Annotated in this window: 22 protein-coding genes and 2 pseudogenes; 9 read left to right on the forward strand and 15 right to left on the reverse strand. The window is 69.9% G+C overall.

The genetic code is table 11. The annotated features are described in order from the left end of the window. Nucleotides 1-19: 19 nt before the first annotated feature. The 7 genes from OHA03_RS36655 to OHA03_RS36685 form a co-directional block, all read right to left on the reverse strand. The gene (locus tag OHA03_RS36655) at nucleotides 20-1,075 is read right to left on the reverse strand and encodes a hydroxyacid dehydrogenase (RefSeq protein WP_267008342.1); all 1,056 of its coding nucleotides are present in this window, start codon (nucleotides 1,073-1,075) and stop codon (nucleotides 20-22) included. 2 nt (nucleotides 1,076-1,077) lie between these two features. Next, a complete protein-coding gene (locus OHA03_RS36660) occupies nucleotides 1,078-2,013 on the reverse strand; it encodes a carbohydrate ABC transporter permease (RefSeq protein ID WP_267008343.1) in 936 nt (311 codons plus the stop codon). Further along, nucleotides 2,010-2,969: a carbohydrate ABC transporter permease gene (locus OHA03_RS36665; RefSeq protein ID WP_267008344.1), complete on the reverse strand. Its 960-nt coding sequence runs from the start codon at nucleotides 2,967-2,969 to the stop codon at nucleotides 2,010-2,012. The genes OHA03_RS36660 and OHA03_RS36665 overlap by 4 nt, the downstream gene beginning before the upstream one ends. 85 nt (nucleotides 2,970-3,054) lie before the next feature. Further along, the gene (locus OHA03_RS36670) at nucleotides 3,055-4,362 is read right to left on the reverse strand and encodes an ABC transporter substrate-binding protein (RefSeq protein ID WP_267008345.1); all 1,308 of its coding nucleotides are present in this window, start codon (nucleotides 4,360-4,362) and stop codon (nucleotides 3,055-3,057) included. Between the two features lie 117 nt (nucleotides 4,363-4,479). Then, the gene (locus tag OHA03_RS36675; RefSeq protein ID WP_267008346.1) at nucleotides 4,480-5,574 is read right to left on the reverse strand and encodes a substrate-binding domain-containing protein; all 1,095 of its coding nucleotides are present in this window, start codon (nucleotides 5,572-5,574) and stop codon (nucleotides 4,480-4,482) included. A gap of 279 nt (nucleotides 5,575-5,853) precedes the next feature. After that, entirely contained in the window at nucleotides 5,854-6,351 is a 498-nt protein-coding gene (locus OHA03_RS36680; protein ID WP_267008347.1) for an FBP domain-containing protein, read from the reverse strand. A gap of 55 nt (nucleotides 6,352-6,406) precedes the next feature. Beyond that, nucleotides 6,407-6,913 (reverse strand): NUDIX hydrolase, encoded by a 507-nt coding sequence (locus OHA03_RS36685; RefSeq protein WP_267008348.1) that lies wholly within the window; start codon nucleotides 6,911-6,913, stop codon nucleotides 6,407-6,409. Nucleotides 6,914-7,308: 395 nt separating this feature from the next. On the opposite strand from OHA03_RS36685, the gene OHA03_RS36690 reads away from it, so the two are divergent. Further along, a complete protein-coding gene (locus OHA03_RS36690; RefSeq protein ID WP_267008349.1) occupies nucleotides 7,309-8,163 on the forward strand; it encodes a tyrosine-type recombinase/integrase in 855 nt (284 codons plus the stop codon). A 368-nt stretch (nucleotides 8,164-8,531) separates the two neighbouring features. Here OHA03_RS36690 and OHA03_RS36695 read toward each other — a convergent pair. Then, a pseudogene (locus OHA03_RS36695) lies at nucleotides 8,532-8,744 on the reverse strand (hypothetical protein); the annotation flags it as partial. Nucleotides 8,745-8,833: 89 nt separating this feature from the next. Between OHA03_RS36695 and OHA03_RS36700 the strand changes: the two are divergent. The 4 genes and pseudogenes from OHA03_RS36700 (at nucleotide 8,834) to OHA03_RS36715 (ending at nucleotide 11,585) form a co-directional block, all read left to right on the forward strand. After that, entirely contained in the window at nucleotides 8,834-9,262 is a 429-nt protein-coding gene (locus OHA03_RS36700; RefSeq protein WP_267008350.1) for a hypothetical protein, read from the forward strand. 120 nt (nucleotides 9,263-9,382) lie between these two features. Beyond that, complete coding sequence (locus OHA03_RS36705) at nucleotides 9,383-9,745, forward strand: MarR family transcriptional regulator (RefSeq protein WP_323181401.1); 363 nt, start codon at nucleotides 9,383-9,385, stop codon at nucleotides 9,743-9,745. Beyond that, entirely contained in the window at nucleotides 9,742-11,175 is a 1,434-nt protein-coding gene (locus tag OHA03_RS36710; RefSeq protein WP_267008352.1) for an MFS transporter, read from the forward strand. Before OHA03_RS36705 ends, OHA03_RS36710 begins: the two co-directional genes overlap by 4 nt. A 33-nt stretch (nucleotides 11,176-11,208) precedes the next feature. Continuing rightward, a pseudogene (locus OHA03_RS36715) lies at nucleotides 11,209-11,585 on the forward strand (DUF1330 domain-containing protein). 209 nt (nucleotides 11,586-11,794) lie between these two features. On the opposite strand, the gene OHA03_RS36720 reads toward OHA03_RS36715, so the two are convergent. The 5 genes from OHA03_RS36720 to OHA03_RS36740 all read right to left on the reverse strand — a co-directional run bounded on the left by OHA03_RS36720 (nucleotide 11,795) and on the right by OHA03_RS36740 (nucleotide 16,960). Further along, entirely contained in the window at nucleotides 11,795-12,922 is a 1,128-nt protein-coding gene (locus OHA03_RS36720) for an SUKH-3 domain-containing protein (protein WP_267008353.1), read from the reverse strand. Nucleotides 12,923-13,314: 392 nt separating this feature from the next. Continuing rightward, nucleotides 13,315-14,214, reverse strand: coding sequence for a hypothetical protein (locus OHA03_RS36725; RefSeq protein WP_267008354.1), 900 nt, complete (start codon nucleotides 14,212-14,214; stop codon nucleotides 13,315-13,317). Continuing rightward, the gene (locus OHA03_RS36730) at nucleotides 14,211-15,224 is read right to left on the reverse strand and encodes an SPFH domain-containing protein (RefSeq protein WP_267008355.1); all 1,014 of its coding nucleotides are present in this window, start codon (nucleotides 15,222-15,224) and stop codon (nucleotides 14,211-14,213) included. The genes OHA03_RS36725 and OHA03_RS36730 overlap by 4 nt, the downstream gene beginning before the upstream one ends. Nucleotides 15,225-15,279: 55 nt before the next feature. Then, the gene (locus OHA03_RS36735; RefSeq protein ID WP_267008356.1) at nucleotides 15,280-16,095 is read right to left on the reverse strand and encodes an SDR family oxidoreductase; all 816 of its coding nucleotides are present in this window, start codon (nucleotides 16,093-16,095) and stop codon (nucleotides 15,280-15,282) included. 235 nt (nucleotides 16,096-16,330) lie between these two features. Beyond that, nucleotides 16,331-16,960 carry a TetR/AcrR family transcriptional regulator gene (locus OHA03_RS36740; RefSeq protein WP_267008357.1) on the reverse strand — a complete coding sequence of 210 codons (630 nt, stop codon included), beginning with the start codon at nucleotides 16,958-16,960 and terminating at the stop codon, nucleotides 16,331-16,333. 163 nt (nucleotides 16,961-17,123) lie between these two features. Here OHA03_RS36740 and OHA03_RS36745 point away from each other — a divergent pair, with 163 nt between their 5' ends. Both OHA03_RS36745 and OHA03_RS36750 read left to right on the forward strand, forming a co-directional pair. Further along, nucleotides 17,124-17,993, forward strand: coding sequence for a phosphatase PAP2 family protein (locus tag OHA03_RS36745; protein ID WP_267008358.1), 870 nt, complete (start codon nucleotides 17,124-17,126; stop codon nucleotides 17,991-17,993). Then, a complete protein-coding gene (locus OHA03_RS36750; protein WP_267008359.1) occupies nucleotides 17,990-18,952 on the forward strand; it encodes a hypothetical protein in 963 nt (320 codons plus the stop codon). The genes OHA03_RS36745 and OHA03_RS36750 overlap by 4 nt, the downstream gene beginning before the upstream one ends. A 107-nt stretch (nucleotides 18,953-19,059) precedes the next feature. On the opposite strand, the gene OHA03_RS36755 is transcribed toward OHA03_RS36750, so the two are convergent. Both OHA03_RS36755 and OHA03_RS36760 read right to left on the reverse strand, forming a co-directional pair. Further along, the gene (locus OHA03_RS36755; RefSeq protein ID WP_267008360.1) at nucleotides 19,060-19,620 is read right to left on the reverse strand and encodes a PadR family transcriptional regulator; all 561 of its coding nucleotides are present in this window, start codon (nucleotides 19,618-19,620) and stop codon (nucleotides 19,060-19,062) included. 63 nt (nucleotides 19,621-19,683) lie between these two features. Then, the gene (locus tag OHA03_RS36760) at nucleotides 19,684-21,705 is read right to left on the reverse strand and encodes an NADPH-dependent 2,4-dienoyl-CoA reductase (protein ID WP_267008361.1); all 2,022 of its coding nucleotides are present in this window, start codon (nucleotides 21,703-21,705) and stop codon (nucleotides 19,684-19,686) included. Nucleotides 21,706-21,913: 208 nt separating this feature from the next. On the opposite strand from OHA03_RS36760, the gene OHA03_RS36765 reads away from it, so the two are divergent. Continuing rightward, nucleotides 21,914-22,438 (forward strand): DoxX family protein, encoded by a 525-nt coding sequence (locus tag OHA03_RS36765; RefSeq protein ID WP_267008362.1) that lies wholly within the window; start codon nucleotides 21,914-21,916, stop codon nucleotides 22,436-22,438. A gap of 214 nt (nucleotides 22,439-22,652) precedes the next feature. Continuing rightward, nucleotides 22,653-24,437, forward strand: a complete 1,785-nt coding sequence (locus OHA03_RS36770; protein WP_267008363.1) for a hydrogenase maturation protein — start codon at nucleotides 22,653-22,655, stop codon at nucleotides 24,435-24,437. Nucleotides 24,438-24,477: the final 40 nt, after the last annotated feature.

A 24,477-nucleotide genomic window follows, 5' to 3' on the forward strand; every position in this document is an offset into this window, starting at 1 on the left:
AGGTCATGCGGGATGTGTCTCAGGCCGAGCGGTTCAGCTCGGCGGGGCCGACTCCGTACGCGAAGGGCGCACCCTGCGCGTACCGCTCCACTTCATCGATCGCCCAGTGCGCCATGCGGCCGAGCTCGTTGCCGAGAGAGCCGGCGATGTGCGGGGTCAGCAGTACGTTGGGCAGGTTGTACAGCGGGGAATCCGAAGGCAGGTGGTCGGGGTCCGTTACATCGATGACGCCGTGGATCCGGCCCGACACGAGTTCCTCGGTCAGCGCCCGGGTGTCGACGAGCGAGCCGCGTGCGGTGTTGATGAGCGTGGACCCGTCCGCCATCAGCGCGAGCAGCCGCGCGTCGAACATGTGCCGGGTCTCCGGGAGTTCGGGCGCGTGGATGGACACCACATGACTGCGCCGTACGAGCTGGTCGAGACCGACGCACTCCACACCGAGGGCGGCGGCATCCTCCTTGTCCACATACGGATCGTGCAGCAGGACCTCCAGGTCGAACGGCCGGAGCAGTTCGATCACCCGTCGGCCGATCCGTGAGGCGCCCACGATTCCGATGGTGCGCAGATAGTTGCCCTGCCCGGCGAAGTGCGGGAGGAGGTCGAAGGGGCCCCGTGTCTCGCGGTAGAGCCGCGCGGCGCCGAGGACCCGCTTGTTGGTGAACAGGATGGCGGCCAGGGTGAATTCGGCGACGGGCAGCGCGTTGGCGGCGGCCGCGGACGAGACGGCGATGCCCCGCTGCCACACCGCCTCGGTGACGTGGTGCTTGATGGAGCCTGCCGCATGGACGACCGCCCGTAGTCGCGGCATGAGCCGCAGTGCCTCGTCGGTGAGCTGCGGCGAGCCCCAGTGGGTGAAGAGGACTTCGGTGCCGGCGAGCACGGCGGGATCGGCGGCGGCGTAGTCGGTGACCAGGAGCGACGTGTCCACCGCCGCGATGCGACCGAGCCGGTCGAGGTCGCCGCCGGCCAGCAGGGTGCGGTGGATCTCGCCGCCCATGGCGAGCACGGTGACCGGTCGCGGGCCGGCCGGGGTGCGGTCCGAGCTGTTCAGGACGGTGCCTTCCGGTACGAGCATGATCACTTCACCGCACCCGCGGTCAGGCCGGAGCGCCAGAAGCGCTGCAGGCCGATGAACGCGATGATCAACGGGATGACGGCGATGAGCGAGCCGGTGATCACCAGTGAGTAGAACTCGGGCTGCTGGGACGTGTTGGTGTTCCACATGAACAGGCCGAGGTTGACCGGGTAGAGGGCGTCGTCGTTGAGCATGACCAGGGCGCCGAAGAAGTTGTTCCAGCTTCCGGTGAAGGAGAACAGGAAGATGGTCATGAACCCGGGGACGAGCATCGGCAGCGAGATCCGGCTGAACGTACGGAGCTCTCCGGCGCCGTCGACCCGCGCCGCCTCGAGTACCTCGTTGGGTACGTATCCCTCGGAGAAGACCCGGGCGAGGTATACGCCGAACGGGTTGACCAGGGCTGGCAGCAGGATCGCCCAGTAGGTGTTGACGACGCCGACCTTGGAGGCCAGCAGATACATCGGTAGCTGGATCACCGTGGCGGGCACCAGGACGCCACCGAGCACCAGGCCGAACAGCTTCTCCTTGCCCCGGAAGTCGTACTTGTCGAAGGCGTAACCGGTGGCGGTGCACAGCAGCGCGGAGGCGGCCGAGCCGACCACCGAGTACAGCAGGCTGTTGCCGAACCAGCGCAGGTAGATGCCGTCGTTGAAGGTCAGGACGTCATGGATGTTCGCGAAGAGGTTGAAGTCCCCGAAGGAGAAGCCACCGGTGGCGAACAGGTCACGGTGATTCTTGGTGGCCGCGAAGAGCAGCCAGCTGACCGGCATCAGCATGTAGAACGCGGCGAGGAGCAGTACTCCGTTGACGACGCCCTTGGAGAGCAGCACATGCGTCGGACTGCGCCGCCGGCCGGCCGCGGCGGGTCTGCGCTCGGAGGGAGCGGCGGGCGCCTGGGCGGGGGCGGATTCCTTGGTGACCGTGTGAGTGCTCATGCGGACTTCCACCGGTTTCCGAGCTTGGTGACGACGTACGAGAGCAGCACGCCGAGGGCGGCGAGCATCAGGGAAGCGGCGGCGGCGAGTCCGTAGTCGTGCTGGACGAAGCCGGCCTTCCAGATGAACAGGGTCGGCGACCACTCGGTGTCCACCGACGCGGTGCCCCGCTGGTTGAAGAGCTTGGGCTCCGTGAAGAGCTGGATCGCTCCGACGCAGGTGAACAGCACGGTCATGACGACCGCGGAGGCGATCATCGGCACCTTGATCTGCAGGGCGGTACGGATGGCTCCGGCGCCGTCGACGACGGCGGCCTCGACGAGCTCACGCGGTACGGCCTGCAGCGCCGCGTAGAAGATCACCATGTTGTAGCCGATCCACTGCCACGCGGTGAGGTTCACCATGGACGAGAGCACGTGGTCGTCGCTGAAGAAGCTCCACGAACCGCCGAGGGCGCCGATCCAGTCGAGTACCGGGCTGAGGCCGGGCGTGTAGAGGTAGATCCACAGGATCGAGGCGATCAGACCCGGCACGGCGTGCGGCAGGAAGAGCGCCAGCTGGAAGAACTTCCTGGCCCTGGCGACCGCGGAGTCCACCAGCAGCGCCAGTCCGAGCGCGGCACCGATCATGACCGGGATGTAGAGCGCGCAGTAGACCGCGATGTGCAGGAAGGACTCGCGGAAGCCCTGGTCGGACAGGGCGTTGGTGAAGTTGGCGAAGCCGGCGAACGCCCGCTCGGTGCCGCCGAATCCGAGCCCGGAGGAGGCGCGTTCCTGGAACAGGCTCATCCACACGGCATAGACGATCGGAGCCGCCATCACGGCGGCGAACAGTACGAAGAACGGAACGATGAACAGGGCCGCGGCACCGCGCTGATTGCGCTTCAGCCGGGACGCGCTCGCGCGGGGGGTGCCGGCTCGTGATGGGCGCACGGCCTTGGCGAGTGGTGCTGCCACGGTGGGCTCCTTGGCGGATGGACGCTGCGGGGGAGGGTGGTCGTCGGGGTCCGGCCGCGGTCAGGCGCGGCCGGACCCCGACGGGTCACTTGGCGAGCTTGAGCCCGCGGTCCTCGATGCCCGACTTGGCCTTCTGCTGGCCGGCCTCGACGCCGGCTGCGAAGCCGCCCTTGGCGGATGCGTCCTGCACCGCCGTGTAGACGTCCATCTGGTTCGGACCCCAGGTCCAGCCGGGGACGATGGTGTCGACCTGCTCGGAGGCGAGCTTGTAGATGTCCTGGCCCTTGAAGTACGCGGTGTCGAACTGGGACGCGGCGACCTCACGCATCTCCGGGTTGGCCGGCAGTGCGCTGCTGGGGGACTTCTTGTCGCTCAGGCGGGCCTTGACGGCGTCGCCGTTGGTGGTGACCCACTTGATGAACTCGGCGGCGGCCTCGGTGTGCTTGCTGCCCTTGAGCACGCCGTAGGAGGTGCCGCCGTAGTTGCCGATGGCGGGGGTGCCCCAGTTCGGCATGGGCGCGGCGGCCCACTTGCCCGCGAGGTCGGGCAGCGAGGTCTTCATGCCACCCGCCGACCAGGAGGCGCCGAGGAAGCTGAGCGTCTTGCCCTCCACCCGGGCCTTGGTCTCCTCCGGGCTCCATCCGGTGAAGGTCTGCACCAGGTCGTCCTTGATCAGACCGTCCCAGTAGGTGGCGACCTTCTTGGAGCCGGCGTCGTCGACGGCGGGCTTCCAGGCGTCACCCTCGGTGGAGAACCACTTGCCGCCGGCCTGCCAGGACAGCGCGGCGAACAGCGCCGGGTCCGACTTGGGCATCGAGGCCAGTCGGACGCTCTTGTCCTTCTTCTTGACCTTCGCGGCAGCGGTCTTGAACTCGTCCCAGGTTCTGGGGACTTCGATGCCGTACTTCTTGAACAGGTCCGTGCGGTAGTAGTACAGCTGCGGTGCGGCGTCGAACGGGACCGTCCAGGTCTTGCCGCCGAAGTTCACCAGGTTCTGGATGGGCTCGGGAAACTTCTCCTTGACCGTGTCACCCGCGAGGTCGGTGAGGTCGACCAGATTTCCCTGGCTCGCGAACTCGGGGACCATCTGGTACTCGATGGTGGCGACGTCGGGGGCGTTGCCCGCCTTCACCGCGTTGGCCAGCTTGCTGTAGCCCTCGGTCGAGCTCGGGATCTCGGTGAACTTGACCTGGATGTCCTTGTGGGTCCTGTTGAACTCGTCGGCAGTCGCCTTGGCGCCCAGCGTCCAGGTCCAGTAGTTGATGGTGACCGGCTTGCCGTTCGACTTGGCGTCGGTCGAGCCGCCGTCGCCGCCGCAGGCAGTGGCGAGCAGCCCCAGAGCGGCGACGGAAGAGACGGCGGCTATACGGAACGAACGTGAAGTGCGCGGCATTGCACGGCTCCTACGGGACCTCGTACGGGAAGAGAGGCGAACGAGGGACATCATTTGCGCGATGTCGATCACAGTCAAGAGCGAACGCACACAACAATCAAAACGATCGAATCACGATCAGTTAGTGCTCACTTCGCTGGCCCCGCACGACGCCCGTACCCGTAGCTCAGGCAGCAGCTCGAGGTGCTGGCGCGGCGTCGGAGTCCGGCCCGAGGCGCGCTCCGCCAGCCGCTGCAGCAGCAGTTTCGCGGCCAGCTCGCCCACCGCCCGCTTCGGTGGCGCGACGGCCGTGAGCGGTACATCGGAGAGGCCCGCCACCTCGTCGTCGTACGCGATGAGGGCCAGGTCGGCGGGCACATTGATGCCGCGCTCCTGCAGCCGGGGCACCAGTACGATCGCGTCCTCGTCGCTGTGCACGAGTGCTGCCGTGACACCCCGTTTCTCGACCGCATCGACCAGGTACTGCACTGTCTCGTCGTACTCGCCATGCCCCCTGATCGCCGGTGATCCCGAGACGGGCGTCAGCCCGAGCGACTCCACCGCGGCCAGATATCCCGCGGTGATCTGCGCGGCATGCGGTCCTTCCTGCAGCACCGCCGCGACCGCCCGGTGCCCCAGTTTCGCGAAGTGACCGACCGCCACCGCGGCGCCGTGCGCCCGGTCCGTGCGCACGCGGTCGAGCCCCGCGGCGGGATTGCCGGCCGGTGCCGTGCGCTCGACGAGCACGGCCGGAACCGGGCATTCCAGCAGCCATTTCTCCTGGCCGTCGGCGGGTACCCCGCCGAACCAACTGGGCGCGATCAACAGCCCCTCGGCCCCTCCCGCCAGCAGATGTTCCGCCTGTACGGGGTCCTCCGTGTCGACATAGCCGGACATCCCGAGCACCAGGCGGCCGCCCTGGGCCTCCACGGTCTCGCGCGCCCCGCGCACGATGTCGGCGAAGATGAAGTTGGTGGTCGGCACGATCATTCCGATCACGGCGCCCTCGATGGCCGGCGCCTGTACCGGCACCTCCGAGGCCTGCCCACCAGGCCACACCACGGCCCCGTGCAGCCGCTGCACCCTCCCCTGAGCCGCCAGCGCCTCCACATCGCGCCTCAACGTCACTGCTGAGACGCCGAGTTCGGACGCAAGCTCGGCGACCCGGAGGCTGCCGCGCTCCCTGACGAGCTCGAGCACCCGCTCGTGGCGCTGGTCGACATGCAGTCGCATGGGCTCCCCCTGTGGCAAGGCTGGACGGACAGACGCGGAGAGTGACTCCTCGCAGGTCACTGTACGCCCAATAGCGTATCGAGCGTCTGCGTTCAATACGATCGTCCGGGGGTGAAGGGGCATCCGCCGACTCCTCCTGCAGCCACCCTCTGCGGGGACTGGCGTACGCCGTTGCCGTCGCTGCGGCCGGCGCCCGGAATCCGGTCGCGCCGACTCGCCGGAGCCGCAGATCAGGGGCCCTACCGGATCCGGTAGGGCCCCTGATCTGCGGCAAGCCGGTCAGGCCACGTACAGCGTGCGCAGGAACGCGGCAAGGTTGGTCCGGGTGCGCGCCACCTGCTCCTCCACGGTCAGCGACTCCTTGAAGCGTCCGCCGGAGGCCGGGACCTTTCTGCCGCGGACATAGAGCGAGCAGGCGAGGTCGGTGCAGATGTACACGCCGACCGTATTCCCCTCCCGCCCCGCCGGGCCCGTCTTGCGGGCGGTCATCAGCGACACCCCGCTCCCCGGGTGTGTGGTCAGGCAGAGCGAACACATGCTGCGGTGGAGAAAGCCCCGCTGCTGGGAAGGGAACCGGAGGGTGATGCCGACCAGCTCGCCGTCGTGCTCGGTGACGATATAGCTGCGCCCCGGTTCGGCGAGATCGCGCCAGCCCAGGAAATCCAGGTCGTCCCAGGGCTGCTCGGAAAGATCGCGCGGCATCGGCAGACGCTTGGCTTCCCCCTTCGAGCAATTGACGAACGATGCGCGGATGTCCTGCTCACTCACGGCATTCATGCCGAGGACGCTAACGATGCCTATGAGGCCTAGGCAAACGATTAATTGTCCTAGGTTACGAGTCGGATCCGGCAGGGGCGGCCATGACCTTCAGACAGTGGGCGGGGGGATGCTCGACGGGCAGTTCCGGGCGCCAGGCGGCGAGGATCTGGGCCGAAGGATCGAAGAGCGGCTCCGGCAGGTCGTCGAGGCCGGTCCACTGCCAGGTGCTGATCAGATGGGGTTCGGTGACCTGCGGGTTCTCCGCCCGCACGGTCACGACGGCCGCCATGGTCACGCGGTTGATACCGCCGACCACGTCGTGGAGCATGGCGAAGACCGTCACCCGGTCCTCGGTGACGTCCAGTCCGGTCTCCTCGCGGAGCTCGCGCACGGCAGCCGCGGCGATCGACTCGTTCGTCGGATCGACCTTGCCGCCCGGCAGCTCCCAGGTGCCGCCGTGGTGTCTGCCGAGCAGGATGCGTCCCCGCTCGTCCTGGACGACGACGCCCACGCCGAGCGCCGCTTGGGCGACGGGCGGACGGGTGTTGCGTGTGGGCTTCTCGGTGGGTCGGGAATCCATGGTGCTCCTCGATGGCCGGGATCGTCGCGCCCGGTGCGAGCGGGCGCGACGATCCCCCTGTGTGGTCGTCGGTCGGTGCGGTCGTCGGTTCAGCGGTCCTGCGACAGGGCGTACAGCTCGGCGAAGAGGCCGTCGCCGTACGCCAGTTGGTCGAAAGTCCCTTCTTCCCGGATCTGGCCCCGGTCGAGGACGAGAATCCGGTCGGCCATCCTCACATTCTCTGAGGGTTCCCCGGCTGTGGTGTGACGTCGTACAAGTCCTTGTCGTTGAGGAGGTTGCGACGGTTCTCAGGGGGTGTGGCTCTGCGGTGGATCGTTGCGATCAACTCGTGGAGTAGAGGTAGATCAGTGCGTGCATTCCCTGTACAGCTGCCATCAGGCATCCGGTATTGGACCGTGGTGGACGATGAATTGGGTGTGGTGGAGGAAGCTGACCGCTTCCTCCGGGAGCTGAGGTTGGCCCGGGGGCGGGCAGAGACGACGACGAAGGCGTACGCCGAGGCCGTCGTGCTGTTCCTGACCTGGTGCGCGAACTCCAGGCGGGAATGGCGGACCGCCGCTCGCGACATGGGGTTGTTCATGCTGTGGCTGAAGTGGACCCCGGGAAACGGCGGTCAGCGGCGGGTGGTGGTGCCTGGGCCGGGTGCGAAGCCGGTCCGGGGCGAGAGTCGGATCAACAAGGTGCTGACTGCCGTTCGGATGTTCTTGGTGCATGCCGTGGTGAACAAGGCCGCGCCGACATGGGTGTTGGAGCAGATCTACGAGCTCGGCGACGATCGCGACCTGCCTCAGGAGGCTCGCGGCGAGAGTGGTGCGATGCGGTATCGGATGCGGGCCCGCCACCCGCTCCAGGAGCCCGCGACCACCATCGACAGGGCTGGCGACGAGGAGATTGTCGCCATGTTCCTGAAGTGCCGCTCCGCCCGTGACCGGCTCATCCTTCTCCTACTGGTCAACCTGTTCCGGCCGCCCTACGGGGCGCCAATGACGACCGACGCGATCGGCGAACTGTGTGAGTCATTGTCGCGGCGGGCCGGGCTGGGCCGGAAAATCGGCCCCCGGATGTGTCGACATGCGATGGCCAGCAACGTCGCCGATGCCGGCGGCAAACTGGACGAGGTCCAGGCCTTGCTCGGGCAGAAGAGCGCGGAATCGCCGCGACCCTACCTGCATCCCAAACCATCGCGACTTCGCGAGGCCGTTGAGCGTGTGCCTCTTCCGCGTGTGAGCGCCAAGGAGGGGGATCGATGACGCTCGCTCTGGTCGAGAACCTGCCAGCAGAGCTGGACGACGTCACCGACACTCTCCTGGGGGCAGTGACCGCAGAATTCCTGCAGCTCATGAGCTGGGATGCCGAGGGGCGCCAGCTGGTCTTCCCCCGTGATCATCCTCTGCTCGGCGGCCCGGAGTGCTTGGTGACGGGCTGCGACAAGGTCGTCTTCCACACGAAGGACCATGGGCTCTGTGTGGGCTGCGCGAAGCGCCTTAAGGCGAGCGGGCAGGGCTTCGAGGAGTTCGTGTCCACCGTCAAACGGCACTGGCGCTCGATCGGAGCCGGCCCGACGTCCTGTTCGCGATACTTCGCGTCGGCACCTTCTACGAACTCAGGACAGCGCTGGTCACGTGACCGGCGGCTCTGCCAGCAACACGACCTGGTCGGCTTCGATGTCGAACCCGAGCGCTGGACGGTTCCCGTCACCACCCTCGGAATCCATCAGCACTGGCTTGCCCAGCCGCCGCCCGAGCGCCTCCAGGAACTGGCAGAAGACATCAAGTCGCGCCTGTCCCTGAAGCTCCCTCAGGTCGACGTCGAAGTCGATCTCTTCCGCGGATGTCGGCGTACGAGGATCTCTCCCCAGATGTGTACGGGCGAACGTCCCCAGCTGTTAGGCCACTTGGTTCTTGCGCTCGCTGGAGTGTCATGACGGATGAGGGGATGCTGGAGCGGATCGCCACGCGACGTGCCGAGCTGGACCTGCTGGAAGAGGAGCTGGTCAAGCAGCTGACCGATGTGCGGGTCGAGCGTGATGAGCTGGTGGTGGCCGGGCGGGTCGTGCAGCGGATCAGCGAGCAGGGCTTCGGGGAGTACCTGTCGCTCGCGCCGCCGGCGCCGGAGGTTCAGGTGGGCGGCCGGTCGGTGCTGCTGATCCCGGCCCGCGCCGCCGGTATCGACCCCGACGTGCTGCCGCAGGACTATCAGCGGCTGGTGGCCATCGTGCAGGAGGCGGCCGGGCCGGTCACGGTCCGGGCCGTCGGCGAGGTGCTCGGCCTGCCGGTCGAGGTGCGGGGCAAGCTGGAGCCGCTGCGGGCGAAGCTGAACCGGCTGGCCAACCATTTCCATAAACTATGAATATAAAAATGCTATGCTTCGAGCATGAGTCGTCAAGACACCGCTCCTGGCGCGTCCGCCGCCATCGGGGCAGCCCTCTACGGCCTGGCCACCAGGGCCGCGAGACGCCTGCCCCGGGACATGAGCCTGACGTCCGCCGCCACCCTGGCCACCCTGGACCGGACCGGCCCGCGGCGCATCACCGATCTGGCCGCGGTCGAGGGCGTCACCCAGCCCGCGATGACCGCCCTGGTCCGGGTGATGGAGGAGTCCGGCCTGGTCGAGCGGCGGGGCGACGCGTCCGACAAGCGGGTCACGCTGGTGTGCCTGACCGAGGCCGGCGCCTTCTATGTCCGGACGCGGCGCCAGGCGGGCGTCCACGCGTTCGAGGGGTTGATCGGCGAGCTCACCGGCGACGAGGTCGAGGCGCTGGTGGCGGCCCTTCCGGCGCTGAAGCATCTGGCAGAGCTCGAAAGCCAGGACCGCGAAGGGCCGAAGCAGTGACCGGGCAGCCGGTCGGCGGGGTCGCGGTGAAGGCGTTCCCGGTGGCGCGTTCCGAGGCGCGGCTGCTGGTCCCCGCCCTGACGTTCATCGCTCTGGTCGTGGCGGCGGTCGCCAGCCTCGGGACGCCGCTCATCACCAGCGTGGCGACCTCGTTCCACGTCTCGCTCGGCAGCGCGCAGTGGACGCTGACCGTCGCGCTGCTCAGCGGCGCCGTCGCCACGCCGGTCCTGGGCCGGCTCGGAGCCGGCCCGCACCGGCGGGCCACGATCCTCGCCACGCTGGCGGTCGTCGTCGCCGGCAGCGCGCTCACCGTGCTGCCGCTGCCGTTCGCGTGGCTGCTGGCCGGCAGGGCGGCCCAGGGCGTCGGGCTCGGGCTGACGGCGCTGATGATGGGCGTGGCCCGGGACCACCTCCCCGAGGAGCGCAGCGCGGCCGTGATCGCCTTGATCTCGGTGGTCTCGATCATCGGGGCCGGCGTCGGCTACCCGCTGGCCGCACTGCTCGCCGAGCTCGGCGGGGTACGGGCCGCCTACGGCCTCGGCCTGGTCGTCACCGCCGCCGCCCTCCTGACCGCGTGGCGCTCCATGCCCGAAGCCCCCGAAGGCCGCTCCGCCCACGTGGACGTGGCAGGCGCGGTCGTCCTGGCCGCTGCGCTGCTCCTGGTGCTGTTCCTCGCCGGCGAACGGAATCTATGGAGCCGGCACCTCGCCGTGGCGGCGGGCCTCGCCGTCGTCGCGGTGGTGCTGCTCTGCGTCTGGGCCGTCATCGAGCTGCGCAGCACGACGCCCCTGGTCGATGTGCGGGCGGTGCGGCACCCGGCGGTCGCCGGGGCGAACCTCGCCATGTTCGTCGGCGGGATCGGCATGTACCTCCTGCTCACGCTCATCACCCGGTACGCGCAGACGCCGCACGGCGCCGGCTACGGCTTCGGGCTGACGACCTTCGTCGCCGGGCTGGTCCTCATCCCGTTCTCGGTGCTGGGGTTCGTCGCCGGCAAGCTCACGCCGCGGGTCCGGACGCGGATCGCCGACCCCCTGCTCCTGGCCGGCAGCGCCGTCGTGGTCGGCGGCGGGTTCGCCCTGTTCGCGGCGGCCCGGTCGGACCTGGCCGAACTGTTCGCGGCGATGGGCGTGCTCGGCTTCGGCGTCGGCGGCTTCTCGGCCGCGATGCCCGGCGTCATCCTGGCCGTCACCCCCAAGAGCGAGACGTCGAGCGCCATGAGCTTCAACTACGTCGTCCGCAGCGTCGGGTACTCCCTGGGCAGCGCCATCGGCGGCCTGATCCTCGCCGCGGGCACCAGCCCCGGCCACCTCTTCCCCGACGACAGCGCCTACACCACCGCGGCGCTGGTCGGCATCGGCGCCATGGCGATCACGACGCTGACAAGCCTCGCTCTCGCCCGCCGACGCTCGTCCGAGACCAACCCGTAAGTCAGATGCACTCATCCCAACACTGGAGGTTCCATGCCCAAGGGCTACTGGGTCAGCGCCTACCGCACCATTTCAGACCCTGAGAAGCTGGCTGCTTACAACAAGCTGGCCGGTCCGGCCGTCGAGGCCGGGGGCGGTCGGATCCTCGCCCGTGGCAGTCGGGTCGTGGCGCATGACGCCGGAATCGCCGAGCGCACCGTCCTGATCGAGTTCGACAGCTTCGAGCAGGCCGTCGCGGCGCACGAGTCGTGGCGCATGACGCCGGAATCGCCGAGCGCACCGTCCTGATCGAGTTCGACAGCTTCGAGCAGGCCGTCGCGGCGCACGAGAGTGCGGCCTACCAGGAGGCGCTGGTCGCCCTCTCCGACGGCGTCGAGCGCGACTTCCGCATCGTCGAAGGCATCGACTGACCGAGGTCCAGTCGGATCTTCACTGAAGATCCACCATCTTGGTTTTCGCTGGTGCGGCTGCTGGTGTGGCGGGGTTCGTGGGTGCTCGTGCTGGTCGTGGGCGGCTGTCTTCGGTCTTGATCGTCTGTCACGACGCCATCCTGCCTTCCGGGCTGCCCTGCACCGACCCGGTTTCCTAGACGAACCCGACAGGGGCACCCTGTCGAAGTTCATGCCCTGGCGATAGTTTCCGGAGCAACACCCAGGACGAGCTTCTCCAGCGCGTCCTGGGCCGGACCGAAGGTCGCGACCCACGTCTCGACCAGATAGACCTCGCTGTTCTGATCGATGCCGAGGAAGAACCGGCCTTCGTCGAGTTCGCCAATCGGGAAGAGATCGCGTCCGATCGTCTGGCTCCACTCAGCGAAGCGGCCCTCCTCGCCGACGAGGCACTCGGCGTCGAAGTTAAAGGGCGACTTGGCGCACGTGGTGCCCTGCCCGCCGATCCACACACTCAGGCCGCCGAACTCCGCCAGGAAGCTTTTAGCAGCCTCGTGCATGCGCACTTCGCCGCTTTCCTCCAGTCGCTCGCGCCACAGCTCAACGGATACGTGCCGCCCGGGAAACCACCCGGCCGCACGTAGCGTCTCCTCCGTCTCCGCAGTGAAACCCGTCACCACGCCGGTTCCCCGAAGGGGCGTCGCCGTCGCGTTCACCCATGCCTCGGCCAACGTGGTGTCCTCCGGCAGGTTCTGCCCGTGCTCAGCTGGCCAGCCAGGCCGCCACTTACTCAGCCACTCGTCGAAATCATCCCTCAGGAAATGACGATCCACCGGCTTGAGCCGCACTTGCGGGCGCTCATCGGCCCACCAGAGCTCGAACTCGGCAACCGTCCCTTCCTCCGGCCACCGCTCCGAAGCCATCGGCAGCAGCAGCACGTCGACGAATCCGCCGACAGGAAGGCCGATATCCACGAAGATCCCGGTGGCGGTCAGCGCCGGCCACGCGCGGTGAAGACCGGCCGCGGCGTCCGCCGAGCCGAACAGCGGCCCCATCGCGTCCGCCACCGAGGCGAGCATCACGGCCGTTCCGACGCCGGAGAGCAGTTGGCAGAGCAGCACGGTCACCACCATGTGCCGGTCGACCGACCAGGCCAGCCGGAACGTACGGCCGAGCGCGGCCGGGATACGGCGCGCCATGTCCCACAGGGTCGCGTCCTGCATCGCGTTGGCGTGCACCCGTCCGGTGAAACTCAGTTCCGGGGGTGCGGCGGGCCGTGGTGCACCGGGCTTCGTCCTGCCCACCTGGTGCGGGACGGCGGCGGTGGGACCGGTCGGCAGGGGCTTCTCCAGGCTCATGCCCACCACCCCGAGACCGGGCCGGCCAGGGTCAGGAGTGGAACTGATGCAGCGTCAACCCGATGCCGGGGAAGCGGGGGAGGCACCGGAAGCGGATCGAACATGAGATGAACACGCTGAAGGGCGCGTACGGAATTCATTGTTCCTCCTGAGTCGCTTCGATCGGGACAAGCGACCGGAGAACGCAGCTGATCACGAGGTCGTCACGGAGGGGCGAGAGCGAATCGTCGGCCTGATGTTCGAGTTGGAGGCGTGTTCCGGAGTACGGCTGGGCGAGCGGTCGTAATCGGACGTTCGATTCACCCGTGCGGTGGGAAGTCACTCGATCGAGGCATTGACCGGGATGCGGCCAGGACCCGGCAGCCCTTGTCCGCCCGCCTCGCGATGGCTGCTCATACGGTCAGCCGCAGCGATGTCGCCGAGATGCCGATGCGCACGGTCTGACCCCATGCCAGTTCCAGTGCGTCGCCCTCCATTCCGTCGCCGAAGACCGCCACCCGGTCGGACTCGACGGTGAGACGCAGGCGCTGGTCGTGCCTGAGTTCGCCCGCCACCAGCGAGGTGCCGGTCGTGGGCGACGGCCAGGCCTCGCGTACGAACCAGACCAGCCGGGGGTCGGTCGGTCCGGGCAGCGTCAGAGCGCTCCCGCGCTCCTGCCAGAGCGAGCGCAACCAGCCGGTGGAGCCGGTGCCGGTGCCGACCAGGACGCCGGAGGACGCCTGCGGTTCGGCGGGGGACCCCTCGGCGTCGGGGCCGAGCCGGTACCGGGCCGTCTGGTGACCTGGCGGGCCCAGATAGATCTCATTGAGTGCGAGGAGGTGCTGGGTGTCGTCGGCGACGGCCTCGACCATGGTGAGATCGTCCGTCGTGCCGCCGGGGGACGCGGCCGCCCGGAACAGGGCAGCCGCATCGCCGGGACGGTGGCGCACCAACACGCCCGGGTTGCGGCCGGGGTCGGTGTCGATGCCCACAACGGGCTGGCCCGACAGGTATTTGGCGACGTTGGCGACCAGTCCGTCCTGCCCGACGACGACCACCACATCCTCGGGCCCGAAGAGGAAGCGGTCGAGATCCGCGCGCTCCACCCGGGACTGGCGCCACTGCAGCGGTACGGCTGCCGCCACATCGGCGAGCGCCTGCCGGGCCCGCGCGTGCCGCCGCGCCACCTCCTCGATGGACCGGCCCCGGGAGGACAGGAAGAACTCCGCCTGGCCATGAGTGCCGTGTCGGGCGAGCAGCTCCTCGTACTCGGTCGTCCGGTGCACGAGCACCGCCCGGGGCGCGAGGCTCACGCGCGCGCCTCCGGGTCGGGCCGGCCGAGCCGGGTCAGCAGTCCGGTGAGGACGTCGGGGGAGAGGGTGACGCTGTCGATACGCGGCAGGTTCTCGGCGAGCCGGGTGGCGGCGAGGGCGTGCAGCGTCCCGGTGTCCACTTCCGCGTGCACCCGCAGCCAGGCCGCCTGCGACTCGGCGCGTGCGGCACCGACTTCGCGGGCGGCTTCCGCCTCGGCGCGGGCCAGGCGCACCTTGCGCGCCGCTTCGGCCTCGGCGCGCACCCCGTCGGCCGCCGCGTTCTCCTCGGCCTCGCGGCGGGTGTTGGTGCCCCGCTGCCCCACCAACTGCTCCTCGCGGCGTGCGAGTTCGATCTGACTGGCGAGCTCGTTCTCGGCGATGGTCCGCTCGCGCTCGACCGCCACGGCCCGGCGTTCGTACGTGGCCCGGTCGGCCTCCTGTTGGATCTGCTCCCGGGCGGGGGTGCGCAGGGCGCGCTCCACCTCGGCCTCGGGGCGGATCGCGACGACCCGTACGGCGACCACGTCGATGCCGGTGGCGGGCAGTCGGGGCTCGGCCGCAAGTCCCTCGGCGACCCGGTTCCGTACCGACGCGACTCCGTCGACCAGTGCCCCGGCCAGCGGGGTGCGTGCCAGCACGTCCAGGGTGTGCTGCTGGGCGGTCTCGGTGAGGAGTGTGGCGATCTGCTCCAGCGGCGCACCGCGCCAGACGCCGGTGTCAGGGTCGACGGAGAAGTCGAGCCGGGCGGCGGCCTCGGCCGGGTCGCTGATCCGGTACGTCACGGTGGCCTGCACGGTGACGTCCTGGAAGTCGGACGTACGGGCGTGGAAGGCCATCGCCAGCTCCCGGTCGTTGACCGGAACTTCGGAGAGCGCGGCGCTCAGTGACCGGTACCAGAAGCTCAGTCCCGGCCCGTCGTGCGCCAGTTGGCCGCGCTTGTGGTGGCGGATGTGGGCAGTGGGTGCGGAGCGCAGATGGCGCCAGCCGAACCGCTTGGTGATGTCGGCCATGTCGGATCCCCCTTGATTCTCGTCATTGAGACGATAAGGAGGGTCATTGATATCGTCAAGAGGACGAGAATGGTTCAGGGTGCGAGTCTCGACGTCGACCGCCCTTCGCGGCGAGGAACCTGGCCGGTACCTCGCCACCCCCGTGCACCGCCAGATCGGCGCCGTTGACGTACGGAGCGAGGCCGCCCGCCAGGTAGAGACAGGCGCGTGCGACATCATCGGGCACGGCCATCCGCCCCATCGGAATGACGCCCGCCACCGCCGCACCACCGTCCTCGCCGTACACCGACGCCGCACTCGCGGTGCGGATCAGCCCGGTCGTGATGTGGTTGACGCGCACCTTCGGCGCCCACTCCAGGGCCAGCGCCCGGGTCAGCGCCAGCAGTCCGGCCTTTGCTGCCGTGTAAGCGGCGGTGCCCGGCTGCGGGGTGTGGGCGGAGACGCTGCCGATGTTGACGACGGAGCCGCCGTCCCGCTGGCCCTGCATGATCCGGTTCGCCGCCTGCGCCACATAGAACGGGGCCAGCAGATTGAGCGCGACGACCTTCTCGACGAACCGCGGCGACACGGTCGCCGCGTCGGCGTCGGGGGAGCCGCCCGCATTGTTGATCAGGACGTCCAGCCGTCCGAACCGCTCCACGGCGGCGTCGACGAGACCGGCAGCCGCGGCCGGGTCCCGGACGTCGACAGACCGGAAGTGAGCCGTCCGCCCACCGTGCCCGGGCAGTGCCGACGGCTGGTTGCGCCCACAGACCATGACCTCTGCGCCCGTGGCGAGGAACGCCTCGGCGATCGCGGCGCCGATGCCCTTCGTGCCGCCGGTGACGATGACCGCTCGCCCCTTGAAGTCGATGGGATTGCCGATGCCCATGGTCCACCCCTGCTGTTGCCGAAGTGCGTGCCGATCGTGAAGGCAATCTACCAATCGTTTGTTTGATAGATGGTGGCCGGGACCGGACAGCTGTCGAGGGAGACGGACATGCGAAATGCGGGCGGCCGGTGACTCCCGAAGAAGTCACCGGCCGACCGGACGGTGCGCCGCCCCCGTCCCCACGGTGCGGCGCAGGCGGGCCCTCGTCATCCGCTCGGACGACGGCCCACGTTCATCAGGACCCGGTCGTTGCCGGATCCAGTCCGAGTGACGGAAAAACGGCGCTCTCCACGAAGCGGGTGAGATATGCCTCATCCGCGATCTTCGCCTCCAGCAGCGGCCTGGCGCGCATCACGCCCAGCAGCTGCGCGGAGACGAACTCCGCGCCCGTGTTGTCCGCGGTGATCTCGCCGCGCTCCATGCCGCGCCGGACCATGGCGTCGATCGCCGCCAACTCGGGCAGGATCAGCGCTTCGCGCAGTGCGCAGAGCAGCTCCGGGCTCTGCAGCGCGGCATGGCTCAGCGCATGCATCAGCGGTGTGTCGCGTCCGGCACGCCCGCCGATGACCCGCGCCGCCTCGCGCAGATCACCGGCGAGCGTGCCCGTGTCGATGTGCGACAGCAGCATCTGCCGGGTGCTGTGCAGTGCCGCGACGACCAGCTCCGGCTTGGAGCCCCACTGCCGGTAGAGAGTGGACTTCCCGCACCGGGTGCGGGACGCGACCCCTTCCATGGTGAGGGACTCGTAGCCACTCTCCCGGAGCAGTTCGAGCACGGCCGTATAGAACTCTTGCGCCCGCTCCGGCGTGATCTTCGAGCGGCGCGGCGTGTGAGCCGGTTCCTGCACGGAATCGTGCGACGACATGTGCTGTTCCCTCTCTGCGAGTGTGCGACGAGGTCCATCGATACGCCAGTGTACCGAAACGCCGCTGTTCCGATACGTTCGCGTATCGGTACACTGGCGTATCGATGCGTCATGGACTCGACCATGCCGCCGTAACACCGCTTCGTCAGCAAAGGGGCACCGGGTGATGTACGCCCGCAGTGAGCCCGCAGAACGGGAGCCGGACACTTCTGCCCGACCGCCCCTCGTGCGCGAGCTCCTTCTCGTCGTAGGACTCTTCGCGATCTACAAGCTCGGCCGCCAGGCCGCGAGCGGTCACCTCGAGGAGGCGTACCGCAACGCCGGACACGTCTGGGACTTCGAACGCGCCGTGCACCTGCCGGGCGAGGGCGCCGTACAAGGCGCGCTGCTGCACAGCGAGACGCTGGTCCACCTCGCGAACACCTACTACGCGATCGTGCACTTCCCGGCCACGCTGCTCTTCCTGGCCTGGCTCTACTGGCGCCGGCCCCTGCACTACGTCTGGTCGCGCCGGATCCTCGCGGTGCTCACCGGGGCCGCGCTCGCCCTGCATCTGCTGTTCCCGCTCGCTCCGCCGCGGATGCTGGCCGCCGCCGGCCTCGTCGACACCGGGCAGGTGTACGGGCCGACGGTGTACGGAGACACCCCGGCCACCGACTCGATGGCCAACCAGTTCGCCGCGATGCCTTCACTGCACTTCGGCTGGGCGCTGATGGTCGCGGTCGGGCTGATCGTCGCCACGCGTTCGCGGTGGCGGTGGCTCTGGCTGCTGCACCCGCTGGTCACACTGCTGGTGATCGTCGGCACCGCCAACCACTACTGGCTCGACTCGATCGTGGTCAGCGCGTTGCTCGCCGTCGCGCTCGCGGCGCTGCGGCTGGAGCGGACGGCGCCGGTCCGGGTACTCACTCCGTGGCCGTCCGGCGCCGGTGCGGCCGAGCCCACCGTCGCCCCGACCGCGCTGCCGATGACCCGTATCCCCGATCCGGCCGTCTCCGAGGCGTACGCCTCGTCGTCCGGAGGCCGGCCATGAACGCCACGCTGACAGCCGTCGCGCTGTCCCTGGTCTCCGCCGTCGCCTACGCCGCGGCCGCCGTGGCGCAGGCCCGGCTCGCGGGGCGCAGCGAGCCGGGCGCCGGAGTGTTCCGGATGCTCGGGCGCGCGGCCTGGTGGTCGGCGGTGGCACTGAACGCCGGTGGAGCGCTGCTGCATGTCGCGGCGCTGAAGTACGGCCCGCTCACCCTCGTCCAGCCGCTCGGCGCACTCACACTGGTCGCCGCCGTTCCGCTGGGCGCACGCGCCGCCGGACGTCGGGTCACCGGCACCGAATGGCACGGCACGATCCTCACCCTGCTCGGCCTGGGCGCCCTGCTCCTCACGGCAGGCGGCACAGCCCCGCACGAGACGCTGAGCCTGGGCGAAGCGCTGGCGGTCGGTGTGGCGACCATGGCGGTCGTCGCCGGACTCAGCCGCCCCGGGACCCGTCCCGGGCTCCGGCACGCGGCGGCGTCCGGCATCACGTCCGGTGTGGCCTCGGCGCTCACCCAGACCCTGACGGTGGCGGCCACGGACCACACGGGCCCGCTGTTCAGCTGGCGCCTGGTGACGGTGGCGCTGCTCGTCTCGGCCTTCGCGATGGGCGGTCTGCTCCTCGCCCAGACCGCGTACCAGGGCGGTCTCGGCGCGCCGCTCGCCGTGGTCACCCTCGCCAACCCGGTCGCCGCCGCGGTCATCGGCCTGGCCCTGCTCGGCGAACGCCTCCAGGGCGGGACGATCGCGCTGATCCCGGCACTGCTGGGTTCCGCCGCCGCGGTACGCGGGGTCATTCTGCTCAGCCGCGCCCAGGGCGAGACGATGTCGCTGGCGGACCGGGCCAGGACGGAACCGGAGCCGAGCGCGCAGTCCCGGGTCGTGATCGGCAGCCCCCGGACGAGGGACGACCGGCTGGTCCTCAGCCCGGAACCGGGAGGGACGCGGGTCGGCGGGCCGTGACGCGGGTGGACGAGGCGGGGTGGCGGCCCGGTCGCGCCCGGCCCGCCACCCCGCCCTGATCGGCAGCCTTGGTCGACCGTCCTGATCAGATGTCCTCAGGGCTGCCCTCATGGGCCGGACGGACCCGCCGGTGTGGCCGAACCGGTGTCCTGCGCCAGAGCCCGGGTCAGCCAGCCGATCCAGAAGTTCTCCAGATCGATTCCGCCGCGCAACACCAGATGCCGCAGCCGGTCCCCCTCGGAGTCCCGACCGGGTAGGAAGTCCCGCTTCTCGATCGCCAGATACTCGGCCAGCTGCTTCTCGTGCAACGCCAAGTGGCGGCGCAGCTCCGCGGTGAGGCCCGGTGCGCCGACCACCGCCGCCGCTCGCATCCGCAGCAGCAGCGGATCGCGGATCTGCTTCGGGTCCTCCGCGAGCGCCACCCAGGCGGCCAGCGCCTCGCGGCCCGCGGGCAGCACCTCGTACTCCTTCTTCCGGCCACGAGCCGGCTGGGTCGACGGCAGGGCCCGGATCTGTCCGGCCTCCTCCAGCTTCCCGAGTTCGCGATAGATCTGCTGGTGCGTGGACGACCAGAAGTAGCCGATCGACCGGTCGAACCTGCGAGTCAGCTCCAGCCCCGACGACGGCTTCTCGAGCAGGGCGGTGAGGATCGCGTGCGGGAGTGACATGGGACGCATCCTAAGGACGGCGCCGCGCCCGGAGCCGTGGGCCCCGGGCGCAGCGGCCCGTTGTCACAGTGCGGCGGCGAGCTCCGTGCCCTGGCGGATCGCCCGCTTGGCGTCCAGCTCGGCGGCCACGTCGGCGCCGCCGATCAGGTGCGCCGTACGGCCTGCGGCGAGCAGCGCGTCGTGCAGGTCGCGTCGCGGTTCCTGTCCGGCGCAGAGCACCACCGTGTCGACCGGCAGGAGGTGCTGTTCGCCGTCGACCGTCAGGTGCAGACCGTCGTCGTCGATGCGGTCGTATGCGACGCCCGCGATCATCGTCACACCACGGTGCCGCAGCTCCGTGCGGTGGATCCACCCGGTCGTCTTCCCGAGCCCCGCGCCGACCTTGCTCGCCTTGCGCTGTAGCAGGTGGACGGTGCGCGGCGGCTTGGGGCGCTCGGGGAGGCGCAGACCGCCGCGCTCCCGGTACCCGGTGTCGACCCCCCACTGCCGGAAGAACACCTCCGGGTCGAGGCTCGCCGCGTCGCCGCCGTCCGTCAGGAACTCGGCGACGTCGAATCCGATCCCGCCCGCACCGATGATCGCGACCCGCTCACCGACCGGCACCCCGTCCCGCAGGACATCGAGGTAGCTGACCACGCTGGGGTGGTCGAGACCCTCGATCGCGGGGGAGCGCGGCGTGACCCCGGTGGCGAGGACGATCTCGTCGAAGCCGTCGAGGGTGCCCGGCGTGGCCTTCGTCCCGAGCCTGAGCTCGACCTGCTGCTCCGCGAGCCGGGTACGGAAGTAGCGCAGCGTCTCGTTGAACTCCTCCTTGCCCGGGATCCGGCGCGCCACATTGAGCTGGCCGCCGATCTCGTCGGCCGCGTCGAAGAGCGTCACCGCGTGCCCGCGCTCGGACGCCGAGACGGCGCACGCGAGACCCGCGGGCCCGGCGCCGACGACCGCGACGCGCTTACGGGTCCGGGTCGGCGACAGGGCGAGCTCGGCCTCGGTCTCGTGGCAGGCGCGCGGATTGACCAGACAGGAGGTGATCTTCCCGCTGAACGTGTGGTCCAGGCACGCCTGGTTGCAGCCGATGCAGGTGTTGATGGCGTCGGCGCGGCCCGCGCCCGCCTTGGCCACGAAGTCCGGGTCGGCGAGGAACGGCCGGGCCATCGACACCATGTCCGCACGGCCCGACGCGAGAATCTCCTCGGCGACCTCGGGGGTGTTGATCCGGTTGCTGGTCACCAGCGGTACGGAGACGGACCCGCGCACCTTCTCGGTGACCCAGGTGTAGGCACCGCGCGGCACCGACGTCGCGATGGTGGGGATGCGGGCCTCGTGCCAGCCGATCCCGGTGTTGATGATCGTGGCCCCGGCCGCCTCGATCGCCCGGGCGAGCTGCACGACCTCCTCCAGCGAGGAGCCGCCGGGCACCAGGTCCAGCATCGAGAGCCGGTAGATCAGGATGAAGTCGCTGCCGACCCGCTCGCGGACCCGGCGCACGATCTCGACCGGGAACCGGATGCGGTTCTCGTACGAACCGCCCCAGCGGTCGGTGCGGTGATTGGTTCCGGCCGCGATGAACTCATTGATCAGGTAGCCCTCGGAGCCCATGATCTCGACACCGTCGTAGCCCGCCCGTCGCGCCAGTTCCGCAGTCCGCACGAAGTCCTCGACGGTCTCCTCGACCTCGTCGTCGGTCAGGGCGTGCGGTGTGAACGGGCTGATCGGGGCCTGGATCGCGCTCGGCGCCACCAGGTCCGGATGGTGCGCGTACCGGCCGAAGTGCAGGATCTGCATGGCGATCCGGCCGCCCGCCGCGTGCACCGCGGCGGTGACCTGAGCATGCTGCTCGGCCTCCGCCTCGGTGGTCAGTTTGGCGCCGCCGGGATACGGGCGGGCGCGGTCGTTCGGCGCGATGCCACCGGTGACCATGAGGCCGACACCGCCGCGGGCGCGGGCCGCGTAGAACGCCGCCATCCGCTCGAAGCCGCGCTCCGCCTCCTCCAGGCCGACATGCATCGAGCCCATCAGCACCCGGTTGGGGAGGGTGGTGAACCCGAGGTCGAGCGGGCTCAGCAGGTTCGGGTACGGGGTCATCCGGCGGCTCCTCACACAGTGTCGTTGCGCCAGTTGTAGACCACCGAAACGTCATTGTGCAACAAGTTGCACAATGACCTGCGTCGCATTTGCTCACCACCGGACGGCGGCCCCGGACGGAGTAGCAGCGGGGCACGTCCACCCGTCGCGGCGCGGAGAGTGGATCCGTAACCCCGGAACACACCCGACCCCCCCCACGGAGACCCCCATGGCCTGCCTCGACCGGCGTGACCTCGGCCTGCTCGTCCTGCGCGTCGGCACCGGCGCGGTCCTGGCCGCGCACGGCAGTCAGAAGCTGTTCGGCTGGTTCGGCGGCGGGGGCATCGAGGCAACCACCGCGGGCATGGAGGCCATGGGCTTCCATCCGCCCAGGCACAGCGCGCTCGCCGCCGGACTCGGTGAGGCGGGCAGTGGCGTACTGCTGGCCCTCGGCCTCGCCACCCCCGCGGCCGGAGCGGCCGCGGCGGGGGCCATGTCGGCCGCCGTCGCCGTCCATGCGCCCGCGGGCTTCTTCGCGCAGGGGGGCGGGTACGAATACCCAGCCTTCCTCGGCTTCACCGCCGCCGCGGTCGGCCTGACCGGCCCCGGACGGTACTCCCTCGACCACGCGACCTATCACCTCCTCAACCGGCCGTGGATCGCCGCCCTCGCCTTCGCAGGCAGTGCGGCCGGGGTCGTCGCCGTCGTCGGGAAGCGGTCCAGGGGGCTGAGGAAGAACGCGGCCGAGAACTGAGCCGACGGTGTGTCAGAGCCGCCCTGACCGCCCTGCCGCACCGTCGCCCCCACGGCTGCCTCCTCGGCCGTCGGGTGGCCGCAGGACGTTCCTCCTTTCGAGTGACTCCGCCGCCCGGTGATGACGGAGCCCGTCGGGTGTGTCCGAGGCTTGCAGGCGGCCGGACCCGCTCCGGTCGGGAGCCGCAGAACCTCAGAGCCGCTGGGAGTCCGCCGTGCACATCCTGCTCGTCGCGAGTGCGTTCAACAGCCTTACTCAGCGCGTCCACGCGGAGCTGCGGGACCGGGGCCACACCGTGGCGGTCGGACTCGCACTCTCCGACGGTCATCTGCGGGACGCGGTCCGGGGGTTCGCACCGGACCTGATCGTGGCTCCGATGCTCAGGACCGCCATCCCGCGCGACGTGTGGTCGGCGCACACCTGCCTCATCGTCCATCCCGGACCCGTCGGCGACCGCGGACCGTCCTCGCTCGACTGGGCGATCCATGAGGGCGTCACCCGTTGGGGCGTAACGGTTCTGCAGGCTGACGAGGAGATGGACGCCGGAGACGTCTGGGCGGCGGTGGAATTCTCCGTACCGCCGGTGGGCAAGAGCGACCTGTACCGCAACGAGGTCTCCGACGCGGCGCTGACGGCGGTGCTGAGGGCCGTCGACCGGTTCGCCTCGGGGATGTACGCCCCCCGGCCCCAGGACAGCGCACGTGCCACGGACGGCACCCGGCCGTACTTCCGTCAGGAGCTCCGGCGGATCGACTGGCGGTCCGACTCCACCGAGACCGTGCTGCGAAAGCTGCGGGTGGCCGACTCGCACCCCGGCGTGCTGGACGAACTGCTCGGCGTCGAGTGGTTCCTGCACGGGGGACACCCCGAGGACCGGCTGCGCGGCCGCCCCGGAGAGCTGCTGGCCACGCGGGCCGGCGGGGTCTGCCGGGCCACCGTCGACGGCGCCGTATGGATCCCGGAGCTGCGCGCCAGGCGGCAGCCGGGACAGCCCGCCCAGTTCAAGCTCCCCGCGGTCCTGGCGCTCGGCGACCGGTTGCCGCCGCTGCCCGAGGACCCGGTCCCGTCGGACGCACCCGGGCGTCGCGAAACCTGGACCGACATCCGTTACGAGGAGACCGGCGCCGTCGGACGTCTCACGTTCTCGTTCCCCGGCGGGGCGATGAGCACCACCCAGTGCACGCGTCTCCTGGACGCCTACCGGACCGCCTGCTCACGGCCCACCTCGGTCCTGGTACTGGGCGGTGGCCGGGACTTCTTCTCCAACGGCATCCACCTGAACGTCATCGAGGCGGCGGCCGACCCCGCCGAGGAGTCCTGGGCCAACATCAACGCCATGAACGACCTGGTGGAGGCCGTGCTGACCACCACCGACCGACTCGTGGTCGCCGCCGTGGGCGGCAACGCCGCCGCCGGCGGAGCGATGCTCGCGCTGGCCGCGGACGAGGTGTGGTGCCGCAGGGGCTCGGTGCTCAACCCGCACTACCGGCTGATGGGGCTGTCCGGCTCGGAGTACTGGACCCGCACCCTGCCGAGCAGGGTGGGGCCCGAGACGGCCGAGCGGCTGGCCGGCGAAGCGCTGCCGCTCGGCGCCGAATCGGCCGAGCGGCTCGGCCTGGTGGACCGGACCATCGCCTGTCGGCCCCAGGACTTCGCGAGCGAGACGGTCCGACTGGCTGTCCGGCTGGCCTCGTCGACCGCCGCACAGACACGGATCGCCCGGAAGAAGACGGTGCTCGAGCGCCAGGAGGCGCTCAAGCCGCTGGCCGCCTACCGGCAGGAGGAACTGGCCGCGATGCGGTCCATCTTCTTCGACCCGGACGCGCCGTACCACCGCCTGCGCCGTGCCTTCGTACGCAAGGAACCCCCGACCCGGACACCGCCTCACCTCGGCGTCGGCGTACCCGGAAGGCGCACGACACATCCGTCCGCCACCCGGGACCGCGCCGTCACCGCAACGGCGGCGCTCACCGATGTACCCGGACCGACTGAAGGTTAGCTGGACATGAAGGCCGAAAAGCGGGCTTTCAGCGCAGAGC

Origin of the sequence: Streptomyces sp. NBC_00154, from assembly GCF_026342835.1 — a bacterium.
Classification (GTDB): Bacteria; Actinomycetota; Actinomycetes; order Streptomycetales; family Streptomycetaceae; genus Streptomyces.

Coding starts and splice junctions, on each gene's coding strand:
- OHA03_RS36655 (WP_267008342.1), bottom strand. CDS start 1,075: ATGCTCGTACCGGAAGGCACCGTCCTGAACAGCTCGGACCGCACCCCG.
- OHA03_RS36660 (WP_267008343.1), bottom strand. CDS start 2,013: ATGAGCACTCACACGGTCACCAAGGAATCCGCCCCCGCCCAGGCGCCC.
- OHA03_RS36670 (WP_267008345.1), bottom strand. CDS start 4,362: ATGCCGCGCACTTCACGTTCGTTCCGTATAGCCGCCGTCTCTTCCGTC.
- OHA03_RS36675 (WP_267008346.1), bottom strand. CDS start 5,574: ATGCGACTGCATGTCGACCAGCGCCACGAGCGGGTGCTCGAGCTCGTC.
- OHA03_RS36680 (WP_267008347.1), bottom strand. CDS start 6,351: ATGAATGCCGTGAGTGAGCAGGACATCCGCGCATCGTTCGTCAATTGC.
- OHA03_RS36685 (WP_267008348.1), bottom strand. CDS start 6,913: ATGGATTCCCGACCCACCGAGAAGCCCACACGCAACACCCGTCCGCCC.
- OHA03_RS36700 (WP_267008350.1), top strand. CDS start 8,834: ATGACGGATGAGGGGATGCTGGAGCGGATCGCCACGCGACGTGCCGAG.
- OHA03_RS36705 (WP_323181401.1), top strand. CDS start 9,383: ATGAGCCTGACGTCCGCCGCCACCCTGGCCACCCTGGACCGGACCGGC.
- OHA03_RS36720 (WP_267008353.1), bottom strand. CDS start 12,922: ATGAGCCTGGAGAAGCCCCTGCCGACCGGTCCCACCGCCGCCGTCCCG.
- OHA03_RS36730 (WP_267008355.1), bottom strand. CDS start 15,224: ATGGCCGACATCACCAAGCGGTTCGGCTGGCGCCATCTGCGCTCCGCA.
- OHA03_RS36735 (WP_267008356.1), bottom strand. CDS start 16,095: ATGGGCATCGGCAATCCCATCGACTTCAAGGGGCGAGCGGTCATCGTC.
- OHA03_RS36740 (WP_267008357.1), bottom strand. CDS start 16,960: ATGTCGTCGCACGATTCCGTGCAGGAACCGGCTCACACGCCGCGCCGC.
- OHA03_RS36750 (WP_267008359.1), top strand. CDS start 17,990: ATGAACGCCACGCTGACAGCCGTCGCGCTGTCCCTGGTCTCCGCCGTC.
- OHA03_RS36755 (WP_267008360.1), bottom strand. CDS start 19,620: ATGTCACTCCCGCACGCGATCCTCACCGCCCTGCTCGAGAAGCCGTCG.
- OHA03_RS36760 (WP_267008361.1), bottom strand. CDS start 21,705: ATGACCCCGTACCCGAACCTGCTGAGCCCGCTCGACCTCGGGTTCACC.
- OHA03_RS36765 (WP_267008362.1), top strand. CDS start 21,914: ATGGCCTGCCTCGACCGGCGTGACCTCGGCCTGCTCGTCCTGCGCGTC.